The organism is Streptomyces sp. NPDC002206 (assembly GCF_053593595.1).
Map to the genome: position 1 here is coordinate 150,835 of NZ_JBSFCW010000010.1, position 15,233 is coordinate 166,067.

General features: G+C 68.8%; 12 protein-coding genes and 1 pseudogene. 2 read left to right on the forward strand and 11 right to left on the reverse strand.

What is annotated here, in order from left to right; translation table 11 throughout:
• Positions 1–57: 57 nt before the first annotated feature.
• Positions 58–2,739 carry an alpha-L-rhamnosidase-related protein gene (locus ACWCP8_RS20555; RefSeq protein ID WP_451117314.1) on the forward strand — a complete coding sequence of 894 codons (2,682 nt, stop codon included), beginning with the start codon at positions 58–60 and terminating at the stop codon, positions 2,737–2,739.
• 355 nt (positions 2,740–3,094) lie between these two features.
• Here ACWCP8_RS20555 and ACWCP8_RS20560 read toward each other — a convergent pair whose 3' ends face one another.
• The 10 genes and pseudogenes from ACWCP8_RS20560 to ACWCP8_RS20605 all read right to left on the reverse strand — a co-directional run bounded on the left by ACWCP8_RS20560 (position 3,095) and on the right by ACWCP8_RS20605 (position 13,089).
• Complete coding sequence (locus tag ACWCP8_RS20560; protein WP_451117316.1) at positions 3,095–3,913, reverse strand: hypothetical protein; 819 nt, start codon at positions 3,911–3,913, stop codon at positions 3,095–3,097.
• Between the two features lie 299 nt (positions 3,914–4,212).
• The gene (locus ACWCP8_RS20565) at positions 4,213–5,082 is read right to left on the reverse strand and encodes a class I SAM-dependent methyltransferase (protein ID WP_451117445.1); all 870 of its coding nucleotides are present in this window, start codon (positions 5,080–5,082) and stop codon (positions 4,213–4,215) included.
• Between the two features lie 968 nt (positions 5,083–6,050).
• Positions 6,051–6,938: an endonuclease/exonuclease/phosphatase family protein gene (locus ACWCP8_RS20570; protein ID WP_451117318.1), complete on the reverse strand. Its 888-nt coding sequence runs from the start codon at positions 6,936–6,938 to the stop codon at positions 6,051–6,053.
• A gap of 448 nt (positions 6,939–7,386) precedes the next feature.
• A pseudogene (locus tag ACWCP8_RS20575) lies at positions 7,387–7,632 on the reverse strand (DUF2201 family putative metallopeptidase); the annotation flags it as partial.
• Between the two features lie 54 nt (positions 7,633–7,686).
• A complete protein-coding gene (locus ACWCP8_RS20580) occupies positions 7,687–8,661 on the reverse strand; it encodes an SDR family NAD(P)-dependent oxidoreductase (RefSeq protein WP_451117320.1) in 975 nt (324 codons plus the stop codon).
• A 73-nt stretch (positions 8,662–8,734) separates the two neighbouring features.
• Positions 8,735–10,129, reverse strand: coding sequence for an FAD-dependent oxidoreductase (locus ACWCP8_RS20585; RefSeq protein WP_451117322.1), 1,395 nt, complete (start codon positions 10,127–10,129; stop codon positions 8,735–8,737).
• A 701-nt stretch (positions 10,130–10,830) separates the two neighbouring features.
• Complete coding sequence (locus ACWCP8_RS20590) at positions 10,831–11,286, reverse strand: pyridoxamine 5'-phosphate oxidase family protein (RefSeq protein ID WP_352268071.1); 456 nt, start codon at positions 11,284–11,286, stop codon at positions 10,831–10,833.
• A 111-nt stretch (positions 11,287–11,397) separates the two neighbouring features.
• The gene (locus ACWCP8_RS20595; protein WP_451117324.1) at positions 11,398–12,024 is read right to left on the reverse strand and encodes a glyoxalase; all 627 of its coding nucleotides are present in this window, start codon (positions 12,022–12,024) and stop codon (positions 11,398–11,400) included.
• 5 nt (positions 12,025–12,029) lie between these two features.
• The gene (locus ACWCP8_RS20600) at positions 12,030–12,494 is read right to left on the reverse strand and encodes a helix-turn-helix transcriptional regulator (RefSeq protein ID WP_352268073.1); all 465 of its coding nucleotides are present in this window, start codon (positions 12,492–12,494) and stop codon (positions 12,030–12,032) included.
• A gap of 184 nt (positions 12,495–12,678) precedes the next feature.
• Positions 12,679–13,089 carry a VOC family protein gene (locus tag ACWCP8_RS20605; protein WP_352268074.1) on the reverse strand — a complete coding sequence of 137 codons (411 nt, stop codon included), beginning with the start codon at positions 13,087–13,089 and terminating at the stop codon, positions 12,679–12,681.
• Positions 13,090–13,485: 396 nt separating this feature from the next.
• Here ACWCP8_RS20605 and ACWCP8_RS20610 point away from each other — a divergent pair, with 396 nt between their 5' ends.
• Positions 13,486–14,247: a GNAT family N-acetyltransferase gene (locus tag ACWCP8_RS20610; RefSeq protein ID WP_451117327.1), complete on the forward strand. Its 762-nt coding sequence runs from the start codon at positions 13,486–13,488 to the stop codon at positions 14,245–14,247.
• A 138-nt stretch (positions 14,248–14,385) separates the two neighbouring features.
• Here the strand turns inward: ACWCP8_RS20610 and ACWCP8_RS20615 are convergent, their stop codons facing one another.
• Positions 14,386–14,820 (reverse strand): lamin tail domain-containing protein, encoded by a 435-nt coding sequence (locus ACWCP8_RS20615; protein WP_451117447.1) that lies wholly within the window; start codon positions 14,818–14,820, stop codon positions 14,386–14,388.
• Positions 14,821–15,233 lie beyond the last annotated feature (413 nt).

A 15,233-nucleotide genomic window follows, 5' to 3' on the forward strand; every position in this document is an offset into this window, starting at 1 on the left:
CGATCCACATCGAATCACCCGCGCGTGGACGGTGCGCGCAGATGGAGGCACGCCAACATGACGGATGAAGTGAAGACAACATCGGGGCCGAATCGGCGCACGGTGCTCGAAGTGGGCTTCAGCGGTGCGGTGCTGGCCGCGACCGCCGGGCTGCCACTGGCGGCAGCCGGCCCGGCAGCGGCCGCCGGGCCCACCGTGTCCGGCCACCTGCCCGCGGCCGGGTCCTGGCACCGTTACGTACAGGGACCGTCCGGGCGCACGGTGCGGCCGGTACGGGTCGTCCGGTCGGACGGTGACGTGACGCGGCCCGCCGCCCTCCTGACGCCCGGCGGCAGGGTCACTGTCCTGCGCCGCCCCCAGCCGCCCGCGGCGCCCCGCTGGCCGGAGGGAACCACCGTCGAGGCGTCCTCCACACACGCGGGCAACAACGGTAACGACGGCCGGCCGCGCACGTACGAGGCCAGGAATGCCGTCGACGGCGACCTCGGCACGTTCTGGAACGACGACACCGAGCGCGCCTTCCCCGACAGCCTGACCCTCACCACGCCCGAGGAGCAAGAACTGTCGGGCCTGACAGTGGTGTCCAGCACGGACGGGGTGCCGACCGCTTTCACTGTGGCCGCATGGGCGGACTCGGCGTGGCGGACGGTCGCCACGGTCACCGGCAACAGTGCCGTGCAGCGCGCCGTCCGCTTCGACACGCCGGTCTCCACGACACGGGTACGGATCACGGTGACCGCCGCCCAGGACCTCGGCCGGGGCGTGTTCACCCGTATCAACGAAGTCTGGCCGGTAGCCATGGACCCGGTGGTAGCCCCCAGCGTGACGCTCGACTTCGGCAAGGTCGTCGTCGGATACCCGAAGGTAAACTTCGCCTGGGCCTCGGACAATCGCCCCGGGGTGCGCCTCGCCTTCTCCGAGACGCTGCAGTACCTCACCGACCGCTCCGACTTCACCCGCGCCGACCAGGCGGGAGGCGCCGGGCAGGCGGGAGGCGCCGGGCAGGCGGGAGGCGCCGGGCAGGCGGGAGGCGCCGGGCAGGGCACCGATCAGTACGCCGTGCCGGCGGGCGGCGCCTCATGGACGGACAAGAAGGGCTACGGTTCGGACGGCGACAAGGTGTACGCCGACGGACTGCATGGCTTCCGCTACCTCAAGATCACGCTGGACGCCCTGCCGTCCGACGCACCCGCCGCCCAGCCCTGGGGCACTGTGGCTGTCGACGCGGTGTCGCTCGACTTCACGGCATACGTCGGCACACCGGACTCCTACCGGGGCTGGTTCCTCTGCTCCGACGAGGAGTTGAACCGCTACTGGTACGGGGCGTCCTACACGAACGAGCTGGTCGTCGACACCTTCCGCACGGACGACGTGGATCCCCGCAACGCCTTCAGCGCCTCGCTGGACGGCAAGCTGGTCCTGCACGACGGCGCCAAGCGGGACCGCGACCCCTACGTCGGCGACCTCGCGGTGTCCGGTCGCACCCTCTACCTCACCCACGACGAAGTGGCCGAGGCTGCACGCAACGTGCTGGCCGACCTCGCCGAACACCAGCGGGACGACGGATGGATCCCGCCGGCCTCGATCAACAACTACACCCTTCCTCTGTTCGACTACCCGTTGTGGTGGGTGACGTGCAGCTGGGACTACCTGCTCTACACCGGGGACCGGGACTATGCAGCGCGCTGCTACCCGCAGCTGATCAAGGTGCTCGACACCTGGTATCCGAGCGTGACGGACGATGCGGGGCTGCTGAGCAAGGGCCTCAACGGAACGGCCGGCTACGGCGACTACGCGTTCCTCGGCCGCACCGGCCGGGTCACCTACTACAACGCCAACTACGTACAGGCCTTGGGTGACGCGGCACGCATCGCCGTCCATCTGGGCCATGCCGGAGACGCGCAACGATGGCAGGAGCGGGCCAAGAAGGTCGCTCAGGCGATCAACACCCACCTGTGGGACGAGTCCGCGGGGGCCTATCTGGACTCCGCGACCGGCGCGGTCCGGCACGCCCAGGACGGCAACGCCATCGCCATCACCTCGGGTGTCGCCGACTCCGAACGGGCAGCCTCGGCGCTGGCTCACCTCGACAAAACGACAAAGCGCCGTTACGGCAACGCCTTCATGGACAACGACACGCTCTTCGGAGGCGCCTCCCAGCGCGTGTACGCCTTCACTTCCTACCCGGAGCTCGTGGCACGCTTCGAGACCGGCCTGGCCGACTCGGCGATCGACCAGATCAAGCGCACCTACGGATGGATGGACAACCACGACCCCGGCATCACCCAGTGGGAGGGCATCGGCCCGGACGGCTCGCTGTACGAGGACGCCTACACGAGCATGGCGCACGGTTGGTCCACCGGGGTCCTGCCGGCACTCACCCACCAACTGCTCGGCGCGAAGCCGACGTCGCCCGGGTACGCCACCTGGGACGTACGTCCGCATCCCGGATCGGTGGACTGGGCGCAGGGTGAACTACCCACACCACAGGGACCATTGGGCGTGGAATGGACCCGCAATGACGCGACGTTCACTCTGACCGTGCGGGCACCGCGGGGCACGCTCGGTTCCGTGGCCCTGCCCACGGAAGGCCACCGCGTCACCGTGCACTCCGGCGGCCGGACGCTCTGGAAGAACGGCAGGGCGACCGCATCCGGGGTGCGTCCCGAGGCCGGATACGTGACCGTCTCCGGCCTCGATCAGGGCACTCACCGGTTCACGGTGGTGCACGAGAGCTGAGGCTGAAGCTTGAGTTCTGCCGGTAGTCCTGCCGGTCCGGGTCACCTGTTCTCTCCGCCATAGCTGAGGGGCGGGAGCCGGGCGAGTTCGTCGTCGGCCTGCCCGCACCTGCGGCGGTGCCGGCGCGAACCTGAATCCGCTCGGCGCGGACAGGGCTCGGGACGAGTCGCCGACCGGGGCTGAGTGAACCTCGAACGCGGACCGGCCCCGTAACGTGCCCTCGGTGGGCGGGTACGGGGCCGGCTCGACAAGGAGCGCCTCAGTTGATGGGCTTTCCCGGCCGACGCGCTGGAAGGGGAGACAGCCCGTTTCGGTCGCGCCTGTGCCGCAGCAGCTGACCTGCGCTACTTGCTGCTCACGCGGCGTCTGTCTGCTCGTGGCGTTCCTGCATGCGCGCAACGACCCGTTCCTGGCCCAGTCTCTTGGCCTGGCGAAGTTTGGCCTCTGCGGTGAGCACCGGGATCCAGAACAGCCAGCCCCACAGGCTGAAGTCCAGCACTCCGCTCCAAACGAGTGCCTTGTTGACGCCGAAGGACATCACGAACGTCCACACGTACGCTGCGACTCGATGAGCGAGGAGTAGGCGCATCCATGCGTATCGACGGCCCTGCAGAAGCTCGACCGCCGCAGCCAGCTCTGCCGCCTGAAGGTCTTCTCCTCCATCCCCGGCGAACTCGCCGCGGGCGGATCGCCGCAGTGCCTCCGTGACCAGCACGCTCTGTTCCGCGGCGGCTGCCCCTTGCAGCCGTCCCTTGGCAGCGCCGGCCTTCAGGTCGTCCCAGTAACTGCGGCCCGCCCAGCCGAGCGCGTCGTCGACGCGCTGGCGTTCGGACGACCCGGGCGGCGCCAGTTCCTCGATCCTCGCCTGCATGGCCACCGCGCGCTTCGAGCGTCCCGGGTAGGTGAAGGAGTCGGCACGGAGGCACAGCTCCAGGTACGACACCAGGAGGCCAAGATCGTCCGGTGCGAGCGCGAGGCCCTTCCGGTAGGCGGCCTCCGCTTCGGAGTCATGGTCGTCCTCGTCCTCCGCCGCGTGTGCCTGCCCGAGCCGGCGGAAGAGATCCGGATCCGGACCGAGCTCTTTGAGGCCGGCCTCAGCGGTTGTCCGGACAGCGGCATAGCCGCCTGCCTCGAAGAGCTCTGAGCACCGCTCCACGTACTGCTGTCGTTCCACGTTCCCACCCCGGTTGAAGAGAGCAACACTCTCCGTAGCGGTCCACGCAGCTGTCAATGGCTCCTCGGTCACAATTACGCAGGTCAGCGCCGCGGAGGACGCGCCTCTGGGCCGGGTCGGACCGGCCGACGCCACGAACACGCCGGATGTGAGTTTCGGGCGATACTCAGCCCACCACCCGGAGTGCAGTCACGCCGCACTCCAGTTGACGGGCGGCAAGGCTCTGCCCTTCAGGGCTGCCGGACTCTTTTGACGCTCTTGAAATGCTGTTTCAAATGAGTTGGCCTTCGAGGAAGGAGTCACGCGGTCGGCACAGGTCCTGGTTCGGCGGTGACTTTCTTCCACCAGACGAAGACCTCGGTGCTCGGCCGGCGTTCGGAGAACCTGCCCGACGGGGAGACCTCCCGCAGCAGTCGACGCAGGTCTGCTTCGAAGTCGTCGCGGCGTGCGCCGAACAGGTGCGGAGCCGAGAACGACATCGAGAACGCCCACGCGACTACATCGTCATCAGTGCGCTCCAACGCCTGCCCGCCAAGCACGACATGGCGCTGGGGACCGGTGAATCCCGCCCGGCTGAGCACCGCCGCCTCATCGCCGGGTGTTCCGTGCGGCAGCGTCCCCCGGCCGGCTCGTCGGACCGGTCCCAGGTAGTTCCTGACCAGCTCCTCCACTGCCGCATAAGGGACTGCCGGATACGGAAGCCCGTCGACGGCTCGGGTCTCCGTTTTCAAGTCCGAGATGTGCACCAGCGCCCCGCCGGACTGGAGCATGTCCCTGACGGTTGCCGCCACCAGGTCACGATCCATCCAGTGGAAGGACTGGCCGAAGGTCGCGACCGTGAACGTTCCAAGACCCGCGGGCAGATCCTCGGCCCGGGCCCGCACCCACTGCGCCTTCCCGGCCACTCCTCGCTCGGCGGCCCCGCGCTCGGCCTCGGCAATCATCCCACTGTCCGGGTCGACGCCGACAATCTCGCGGAACAAGTGCGTCAGGCTCAGGGCAAGGGTGCCCGGTCCACAGCCCACGTCGACGAGACGCCCTCGCCCGTCGAGCCTCAGAACCTCGGCGAGCACGTCCGCCAACCCGGGGGCGTAAGGCAGCCTCCCACGCTGATAGTGGGCGGCCGTGCCCAGGAACAACGTGTCGTCCCACTCCCAGTCGGCAACCACGTCCACCCACCACCCTTCGCAGAGACAGTGCCTGCCCGGCGGCCCGATGATTCCACGGCTTGACTCCCGCCGACGACGATCGGCGCAGCCCATCACGACCGACCAGTTGGCCATCGGCGGCCTCGAAACGATGCCCTGGGACGCCGAAGGCGCAGGTGGCGCAGGTCCCTGACTGCACCCGCTGAAGCGCCGCCGGATTCAGAGCGTAAGGATGAAGGGATGCCGGCGCGGCCTTGTGCGAGCCGATCGGAGTACTCGGTGCTGACTCCGTCAACGCGTCGCAGCCCGGGCACGCGCCGGGCAGTCCGGCCTGGTCGGGTTGATCCGGGCACGGCGGGAGCGCAGGAAGCCGGCGAGTCACCATCAGTCCTACCCGTCAGCCCAGCTGAGCGCTCCCTGCCGGGTTCGCCCCCTGCGCGGGCGGACCCGGTGCACTCCGCCCCGCTGCACTTCATGACCGAGCTGCGAGGCCGACGGTTGAGCGGCCGGGGTTTCCTGCGACGATGCCACGATCAGTTGTCCAGGGGCGTGGGACCCGGCACGATACGGCCATGACGCGCGATCTGCTGCTCGGCCGGGCTCGGGAGCTATGGACTGAGCTGGCGGTGACGCCAGCGGAGTTCTCCTCGGGCGGGGCGAACGTTGTGGTCTCCCCCGGCTCGCGGTTGTGTCCGCCGCTGTGGACCGGGGTCGTGGTCCGCGGAGGTGCCGGCATCGTCACCGCGCCGAATGTGCCCTGGGCTTCCAGGAGCTGGGTTCCCAGCTGAGCGTTCGCCTCGGCGACGGCGGTGATTCAATGCACCGTTGAGTCGGCCCGGTCCGCCCTGAGAGGGACGTCGAGCGAGACCGCGTGAACAGCCGGGGGCGCTGCTGCCATTGCCGCCGGCCCACGTCGACGAAGCCGTCACCGCCACCGCCCCCACCCGTGTTACTGCTACGCGGTGTTCGCCGACAAGCGCGCTCGGCGATCAGGAAGCAAGTTTGATGCGTGCGGCGACCGGAAGGTGGTCGCTGCCGGTGGCGGGCAGGGTCCGGATGTCCGTGACGGTCGCCGAGCGGGTCATGATGTGGTCGATCCGGGAAACGGGGAAGGCCGCGGGCCAGCTGAAGGCGAAGTCCCGTGCCTGCGGGTTCATTTGCGAGGTGACAGGGGCCAGCCCGCGATCGTCCACCGTGCTGTTGAAGTCACCGAGCAGGATCATCTTGTCCAGCTTCTCGGCGGCGATGGCCGTGCCCAGCAGCCCGGCGCTTTCGTCCCGCCACTCCGAGTCGAAACCGCTCAGCCGGACACGGACCGAGGGCAGGTGGGCGACGTAGACAGCGATCTCGCCCCACGGCGTACGCGCACCGGCCCGCAATCCACGGCTCCAGCCCTCTTCGATCCCCCTGGGCTTGATGTCCACCAGGTGCACATCTGCCAGGGGGTATTTCGACCAGAGGCCGACGGTACCTTCAACGGAGTGGTAGGGGTAGCCGGGTGCCAGGGCCGTCTCGTAGAGCGGCAGCGCGGACGGCGTCAGCTCTTCCAGAGCTATGAGCTCCGGCGCGGCCCTGATGAGAGCTTCCGCAGTACGGGCAGGAGCGGTGTTCTCGTCACTGATGTTGTGCTGGAGCGCCGTGATGTCATGTGCACCGCGGTCCCCGGGGAGGAGCAACCCGCCGAAGAGGTTCGCCCAGACGGCTGCGGGGAGAAGCAGGAACACCAGCGCGGTGGCCGAGCGGCGCAGCAGGGCCAGGACGAGCAGCACCGGGACGGCCAGGCCGAGCCAGGGCAGGAATGCCTCAAGCAAACTGCCCAGGCGGCCCACGGTGTTGGGCACGGTCGCGTGGAAGGCCAGCAGGGCGGAGGTCAGCACGGCAAGCGCCGCGAGAACACGCCCACGTGCCCAGGACGACTGGCCCTTGGCGTCCTTGCCCCACCGCCAAGGCCACCGGCCGACGTGAACCGGCCACCACCGGGGCGCTGCAGTCCTGGATTCCGACGTCACCCTGCTGGTCGCCCGCTTCACCATGTCCCACCCACCTGCCTCGGCCCCGTCCTCGGCCTGGAGCGAGCACGACGTGCCCGATAGGACGCATGGCTCGGTGATCAGGTTCCGGCCCGGGAACATGGTGCTGTCCCAGGTGGATGAGCGTGCTGCCCGGCGAGTACCGTCGGCCATCGCGTCCATACGCCTCCACACAAAAGCCGCGTCGCCGGCGGGCGTGATAACGCATGAACAGGTGCGCCGCCCGGAATCCGTAGTCTGCTGCGCATCGAGGGAGGCCGGCGATCACCCCTGGACGCGGCGGCCAAGGACAGGCTCACCGAGCAGCAGGAGAGGACCCGATGTCAACCACGCGTGCCCACGCGGGCGGCGAGTCCGGAACGTATTCGGGGTCGTCCTCGTCCCACGACCGGGCTGCATGCTGCCGGGGGAACAGACCCACCACCGTCCGGCACGGTGATGGTGCGGCCGGCCAGGGCGTCTGCCCGTCGGTCAGGACCACGATGACATCCGGTCGGGGCCGCGCTCGGAGCGCCTTGGCGAATCCCGTGCGCAGGACCGTGAAGACACTGACAGCCGTCGAGTGGGCCCGGCACCTGCCGTACTTGAGCAGGTGTCATCCGGCCTGGAGGTTCGACAAATGGCAGGCGGGGACTGCCCGGCCGCGCTGACCGTCTCGCCGTCGGCTCAGCCGGCTGCCTGTTGCTCGACCCCCGCTCGGGTCTGAGCAAGGGGGTATGAGTCGGTGCCGGTTTCGATGATGTCGCTGACGAAGGTGGGAGTCGACGATGGCGGGGGCGACAGTGATGGAGAACGCCTCCGGCCTGTAGGCCCCGTTCACACAGCCGTGCGGCCGCCGTCGACTGGTAGCACAACGCCGTGCACGAAACTCGCGGCATCGCCGGCCAGATACGCGATCGCCTCGGCGATCTCCCCCGGGGAAGCCGGCCGCCCGGCGGGCGCCTGAGCGGCGAGGGCGTCGAGGTCCTCCCCCCATGCCCGCCGTGCCCTCGGTCCGGGTCGGACCGGGCTGCACGGCGTTGACCCGGACCCCGCGCGGGCCGTATTCGGCAGCCCAGGCCTTGGTCAGCAGGTTCACGGCGGCCTTGCTCGAGCCGTACAGCGCCGTTCCCGAGAAGCCGAGCGCGGCCGCCATGGTGCTGACGTTGACGATCGCCCCGCTGCCCCGCTCGGCCATCACCGGCGCGAGTTCCGCCACCAGGTAGGAGGGAGCCTTCACGTTCAGCGCGTAGACGGCGTCGACCTCGCTCTCCGATGTCTGCTCGGTGGGCCCGAAGGGATAGATGCCCGCGCCGTTGACCAGGATGTCCACCCGGCCACCACCCAGTTCGACGGCCTGCCGAGCCAACTGCCGAACCGAGCCGGCGTCCAGCAGGTCGGCGGCCGCGAAGTCGGCTGTGCCACCGCATTCCCGGATTGTCTCGACGACGGCCTCGCCGCGTGGTCGGTCCCGGCCTGCCACCACTACGTGCGCACCGCGCTCGGCGAGCGTTTCCGCAGCGGCCGCCCCGATGCCGCTGGTCGCCCCGGTCACCAGCGCGACTTTCCCCGTCATCGATGCGGTAGTCACAGCCGCACCCTTCCTTTCTCGATGCCACGTCGGCTGATTCGAGAGAAACGGCCTGGGCGGGAGCAGCTAGTTGTCAATCGACTCGCACGATGGTGGCGAGTACGTCGTTGAAGGCTTCGGTGGAGGTGGGGTGCTGGTAGACGGCATCGCGGAGTTCGGCCGCCTTGACGCCGTGCCGCATGGCGAGCGCGACGGTGTTGATGAGTTCCTGCGCATCGATGCTGAGCAGGGCGGCGCCGAGAATGTCGTCGGTGTCGGCGTCGAGGACGAACTTCATGACACCGCGGGGGTCCTCGACGATGTAGGCGCGCGGCATGGCGATGATCTCGGCGACCGGCTGGCTGGCGATCTTCACCCGGTGTCCGGCCGCGCGGGCCTCCCTCTCGGTCAGCCCGACGGTCGCCAGCGGCGGGGTCATGAACAGCGTGTGCGGGATGGCCACCCGGTCCGCCGTGGAACGCTTGCCCTCACCGATGAGCTGATCGAGGACGATGCGGCTGTCGTCGAGGGAGATGTAGGTGAACTGCGGACCGCCGTTGACGTCGCCGAGGGCGTAGATGTGCGGCTGGCTGGTACGCAAGAACCCGTCGACCTCGACCGCACCCCGCTCGGTGGTACGGACCCCGGCCGCCTCCAGGGCGAGGTCGCGGGTGGCCGGGGCGCGGCCGGTGGCGGCCAGGATGGCGTCGGCCGCTACGGAGTGCTGGTGGCCGTCCTTGTCATAGACGACGATCGCGCCGCCGTCCCCGTCGCGGACCTGGCGCACCTGGGCGCCGGCAATGATCTCGATGCCCTCGTCGGTGAGGATGTCCTGGGCGACGGCGGCGACGTCGACGTCGACACGACCGAGGATCTTCGGAGATGCCTCGAGCACGGTCACCTGTGAGCCGAACTGTCGGTAGATCGCAGCGAACTCCAGGCCGAGGTATCCGCCGCCGATGATGGTCAGTCGTTCCGGCAGGACGGTGGTCTCGATCAGTTCGGTGCTGGTGACGGTGTACGGGCTGTCGCGCAGGCCAGGAATGTCGCGGATGATCGGCTCGGAGCCGGTATTGATCAAGATGGTGTCGGCGGTGACCGTAAGGCGTTCGCGGCCCGCCCGGACCATGACGGTGTGGGGGTCGACAAACGCGGCTTGACCGGTGAGGACCGTGACGGTCTCGATGCCGTTCAGCCCTTCGTAGTTACCGTCGCGCATCATCTTGGTCACCGCTTGGACCTTGGTGACGGAACGCTCGTACCACTCCTGCGCCGGATCCTCCGGTCGGCGCTTGTTGGCGTGGTGGACCAGTGCCTTCGTCGGTACACAGCCCACGTTGGGGCAGGTGCCTCCGTACATCCGGTCCGACCGCTCCACAAGAACGACCCGCTTGCCGAGGCGGCCCATCTTCGCGGCCACCGTCTTGCCGCCTTTGCCGTAGCCGATGATCAGGACATCAGCGTGGAGACTGTGGTTTGCGCCTTCCATGCTCACTTCCGATTCCATGGAGATTGGGCGTCAGCTGAGGGGGTCCTGCGTGAGCGCAGCGTCTTCGTCACCTCAACAGCAACACCAACCCCTCGAGGCCGCAACCTGCTTCGGCTTCGATCATCACGGTCAGGAGCCTGGATGCAAGTAGGCTCAGGTGGCGCCAGACAGGTGCATGCGGACTTTCGCACGCAGGAATCCGAAGCATGTGCGAATAACCGGATGGCTCTCATGCGCACCGGCGAGATTTGCATCATCCACTTGCTCGTCCCACGCTCGTGCCTATGAGCCGGCCCCTGGCTTCCACGATCTCGCCATCTTGATGGCAAGGACTCACGGTCACAGCGTGCCGTCCACCACGCACCCCCAGCCCCCAGGCAAGCACCTGTGCAGCCCAGGCGTCAGCGCCGCATCCCTCGACGGTGCCGAGCAGAACGCCCGTCACCCGAAGGGCGGAATGCCGGGCGGTGGGTGCCTGCGGCCAGTTGGATCCCCCACCGGCGGCCAGTGACTGGGGAGACGATTGGCCGCCGCCGATCACCGGCTGTCACGTGTTCTCCCGACGAGGGTCGGTGCTGGAGCGGTCTGAGATGCGTCAGCTCTGCTCGGTCCGAATGAGGAGTCCCCGCGGGAAGTCCACGTCGTTACCCGCACCGCTCGCCAGGTGGGCCGGGTGGGCCAGGTGTGTTCCCGTGCGGCGGTCAGCCGAGCCAGCGGCCGTCGCGCATGAGGTCGCGTCCCCGCAGCTCGTTCGCCTCCCGCCAGGCCTGGATGCGCCGCGGCCGGATCAGGAAGTATTGGTAGGGCTCGTCGAGCTCGCGCGGGTCGAAACCGGTCTTGGTCGCGAACGCGTCGCCCGTCTCCGGGCCGAGGTCGGCGATGCCCACCGGCTCGGCGGTGCCGTCGACGACGACGACGTCACGCGTCGGCCCGAGGCTGAGTCGCACCTGGCCTTCCGCCAGCAGGTTGCGGCCGGTGACCGAGGCGCGCGGCGTCGAGATGAGGAACGCGGTCCCGTCCCAGAGGTACGAGAGCGGGATGAGGTGGACGCCGCCCGCCGAGCCCGACGTCGCGACCCACAGATCGACGTCGCTCTCCAGTTTCCCGCGAGTGTCCCGCAGCCTTTCCTCAAGCCCACGCGGCGGCGTGCCCGTCATGCTTCCTCCAGTCACTTCGTGGAGAGCCCCTCCTCCAGGGGGGAGGCTCCGTCGGTCATCCGCCGGCCGCACCGTGATCGACGGCCCGGCAGGTCAGACGACGGTGGCACGTCAGGGCGTGGGCGTCAGCGATGCGGCCTCCCATGCGAACCCGTCCGGGTCGGTGAAAGGCCCGGCATCGCCGCCGATCATGAGCCGGTGCGATCCGGTGCCGTCGGGAGTGACGCCGACGTCCTTGGCAAGGGCACGGCGCCTGTACAGCGCCAGCTTGACGGGACTCGACCCAGCGGCGAACTCGACGTACATGCGGCTGAAGCTCTTCGCCACGGCCAGGCCGCGCTCGACGTAGAACCGCTTGCTCGCGGCCACGTCCGCGACTCCCAGCAGGAGCACGATCTCGTCGATCTGTCGGGTGTCCGGGCCGGTGTCCTTCTTCGCCGAGGTCGCGACCTTCCAGATCGTCCCGTCCGGGGCTCGTACGACACCGCCGTAGCCCCAGAGCGACTTCGCGGCAGGCTTCAGCGGCGTGGCCCCGGCGTCGAGGGCGGCGTCGATCAGGCTGTTGACGGTGGCCGGCTGGGACACCGTGAGTGCCAGCGTGAACCCACGGAAGCCGGTTGTCGGTGCCTCCGAGGCCCGCAGGCGTATCTGCGTTTCCAAACCGAAGGCGGCGGAGTAGAAGCGGTCGGCGGCCGTGGGGTCGGCCACGTCGAGTGTGACGGATTCGATGGATGCCATGGCCATCACGCTAGTTGGGGTTCGGCAACCGGTGCTTCTTGATTCCTGACCGGTCTGGTCACCTGTTTTGCCACACATGGCGGCATCCCCGTCGCAGCGCCCGTTGCGCGGCGCCGGTAGGCGCTGGGCGGCATGCCGACCAGCTCGGTGAAGCGGGTGCTGAAGGTGCCCAGCGATGAGCAGCCGACCGCGAAGCAGACCTCGGTGACGCTGAGGTCGCCACGACGCAGCAGCGCCGTCGCGCGCTCGATGCGACGCGTCATGAGGTACGCGTACGGCGACTCGCCGTAGGCCAGCCGGAACTGGCGGCTGAGGTGCCCGGCCGACATGTTCACGCCGCGGGCGAGCGCCTCGACGTTCAGCGGCTGCGCGTACTCCCGGTCGATCCGGTCGCGGACGCGGCGCAGTCGCGCGAGGTCGCTCAGGCGCTGCGCCGCGGTACGTGCGCGCCCCCACGAGGGGTGACACATGGGAGAACTCCTTTTCCTCGATGTCCGCGAGCACCTGGGTTGCAAGCCGCGGCCGGCGGCGAGGTGCCCGATGGCGATGACCGACTCGCCGGCGGCGGGACGGAGGCCTGGAAGCACCGGCCGCCGCATTCTTCGCAGGTGGTCGCGACGCCGGCCGTCATGGCCGAATCGATGACCGGACGGCTCAGCGAACCTCCTGGATGCGGATCAGGTTGCCTGCGGGATCACGGAAGGCGCAGTCGCGGATGCCGTACGGCTGCTCGGTCGGCTCCTGGACGACCTCGGCGTCACCGGCCTGCACCTTCTCGAAAGTGCCGTCGAGGTCCCGGGTGGCCAGCAGGATCCAGCCGTAGGTGCCCTTGGCCATCATCTCGGCGATGGTGCGGCGCTCGTCCTCGGTGACCCCAGGGTCGGCGGCCGGCGGCGCCAGGAGGATGGACGTGTCGGGCTGGCCGACGGGGCCGACCGTGATCCAGCGCATCTTGCCCTGTCCGAAGTCGCTGCGGACCTCGAAGCCGAGGGTGTCGCGGTAGAAAGCCAGGGACGCGTCAGGGTCGTCATGCGGGAGGGAGCTTGTGTGAATGGTGATGTCCATGACGGTCATGCTAGGTGCGGCTCCGTGACCCGCGCTTCTCGATTCCTGATCGATCCGGCCACCTGTTCCACCACACAAAGTCGCACCCCCGCTGTCGCGCGCACCGCCTCTGACGTCGTGTCGCCCAGGATCTCCTCAACCGTCTCCGAGGGGCTGACGAGCCGGGACAGCGCCTCCTCCACCGCCACCGGTCACCGGTTCAGCTCCGCGTTCTGCTCCCGGGTGCGCTCCACCCGCTCCCGGGCCGTAGCCTTCCGACCAGACAGCTCCTCCCACAACGAGCCCATCGCGACCGTCTCCACCTCCGACGGTGGAAGACGGCCCCCAACGCCACAGCCCGATCCCGATGAGCCCAGCTCAGCTTGTTCCTGCAGAGCCAGCCCTTAGGCTCGCCCCATGCCGAGCTCAGAACTGCAGCGGATCAACGCCTTCCTGTCGGCCTTCGCACGCCGCCAGGCCGCGTGCACCGTTGACCTCCCCGGCGGGTTCGCCGTATATGACGACGCCTTCGCACACTCCCGCGCGAACAACCAGGTCATCATCGACACGGTCGTCGACTCCGAGGCACTTCCCGCCATCGCGGAGGAGGCACTGGGGCATCTGCCACACCGACGGATCTCCGTATTCGACGAGGAAGTCGGAACGGCGTGCACAGAGCCGCTGCTCCGGGCCGGCTACACCCACTCCAGCCATCTGGTCATGCTGCACGCAGGCCCTGTGCCGGTCGGCGGACTCGCCGAGGAGGTGGATCTGGACGAGATCCGTATCCCACTCACCCGGCGCTGGCAGGGCCTCCTCCCGGACGTCGACGACGACGTCGTACGCCACCTCGTCGACCGACGCGAGGCCCGCCGCCGCGGTGCCGATGTCGTTCACTTCATCGGTAGCCGCACGGAGGAGGGCGAGGTCGCCTCATGGGCCGACCTCTATCTGGACCCGGCAACCGGCACAGCCCAGATCGAGGACCTGATCACCGCGGAGACCCATCTCAGGCGGGGTTACGCCGACGCCGTCCTGACCAGCGCCTTGCGCCTGTCCGCCAACGAGCACTGCGGTACGAGGTTCCTGACCACCGATGCGACGGGCTGGCCACGCCACTGGTACGAGCGCCGCGGCTTCTTCGTCATCGGTCACTCGCACAGCTTCGAACGCGGCTGATAGTGATGCCCCGGCGGGCCACCGTCCGGGGGGGAGGACGGTGAATGCGTGAGCTGCGTGCCGCCACTCCGGGGGCGGGGGTGGCGGCACGCAGCGGTTCCGAGAGGGGTCCGCGGTCAGTGGCGGGTGGGGGTCAGGTCAGCGGCGGTATCCCCAGTCGTTGTGGTGGTCGCGGTCACGGCCCCAGGACTTGGTGTCGACGGTCCGGCCCCAGTCGTCGCGCAGGGTGGCCGTGTCGGAGTAGTTGCTCCAGATGTAGTCGGTGCGGCGGTCCTGGTAGACGTTGGTGCGGGTGTCGTGGCCGCGTCCGGTGTGGACGCGGACGGTGGACCGGCCGGCCAGGCGAAGGTAGTCGAAGCGGTAACGGTTGCCATCCCGGTCCGAGAGTGTCCACCCGTTCAGATTCACCGGCCGGTAACCGGTGTTGGTGACCTCGACCCACTCCCCGTTCAGCGAGCGGTTGGAGTAGTCGTCACGGCCCGGGCTGTTGTACTGGATGCTGCCGAGCACCACACGCTTGTACGACTGGTGGTGGCGGCCACGGTGGTGGCCGTCGTCGGCGGATGCCGGCATCGCCACGACAGCGACAAGGGAACCGGCCGCCAGACCAGTAGCGACGAGACGACGGACAGTACGAGAAGCAGACACGAGATGTCCCCCCAAGTAGAGGCGTCCAGGCCCAGGTCAGAGCCATGCTGCGCGGTGCGGGTCCCGGCTCGACAAGCCGAGGACCCACACTTTGAACCACCCGCCCGCCTGTCGTCGGCAGCGTCAGCCTGCGTTACAAAATGCGGATATTTCCGTAACCGACGGCTGTAACGGTCACGGACCCCGCATGGGCGTGGCCCTGACATTCGCTGGGCACGGCAACCACCCCGCTCACCCGCGGCAACAAGCCCTTTCCGACTCCTCCGCACACCACGGCACACCACCCCGCGCCCCACCACCGGTCGCACAAATCGGGTAACAGGCACAATCCTTCATAA

What these genes read in the sequence shown, in the direction of transcription:
- ACWCP8_RS20555 (WP_451117314.1), top strand. Translation starts at nt 58, where the DNA reads ATGACGGATGAAGTGAAGACAACATCGGGGCCGAATCGGCGCACGGTG.
- ACWCP8_RS20585 (WP_451117322.1), bottom strand. Translation starts at nt 10,129, where the DNA reads ATGGAAGGCGCAAACCACAGTCTCCACGCTGATGTCCTGATCATCGGC.
- ACWCP8_RS20590 (WP_352268071.1), bottom strand. Translation starts at nt 11,286, where the DNA reads ATGACGGGCACGCCGCCGCGTGGGCTTGAGGAAAGGCTGCGGGACACT.
- ACWCP8_RS20595 (WP_451117324.1), bottom strand. Translation starts at nt 12,024, where the DNA reads ATGGCATCCATCGAATCCGTCACACTCGACGTGGCCGACCCCACGGCC.
- ACWCP8_RS20600 (WP_352268073.1), bottom strand. Translation starts at nt 12,494, where the DNA reads ATGTGTCACCCCTCGTGGGGGCGCGCACGTACCGCGGCGCAGCGCCTG.
- ACWCP8_RS20605 (WP_352268074.1), bottom strand. Translation starts at nt 13,089, where the DNA reads ATGGACATCACCATTCACACAAGCTCCCTCCCGCATGACGACCCTGAC.
- ACWCP8_RS20610 (WP_451117327.1), top strand. Translation starts at nt 13,486, where the DNA reads ATGCCGAGCTCAGAACTGCAGCGGATCAACGCCTTCCTGTCGGCCTTC.
- ACWCP8_RS20615 (WP_451117447.1), bottom strand. Translation starts at nt 14,820, where the DNA reads ATGCCGGCATCCGCCGACGACGGCCACCACCGTGGCCGCCACCACCAG.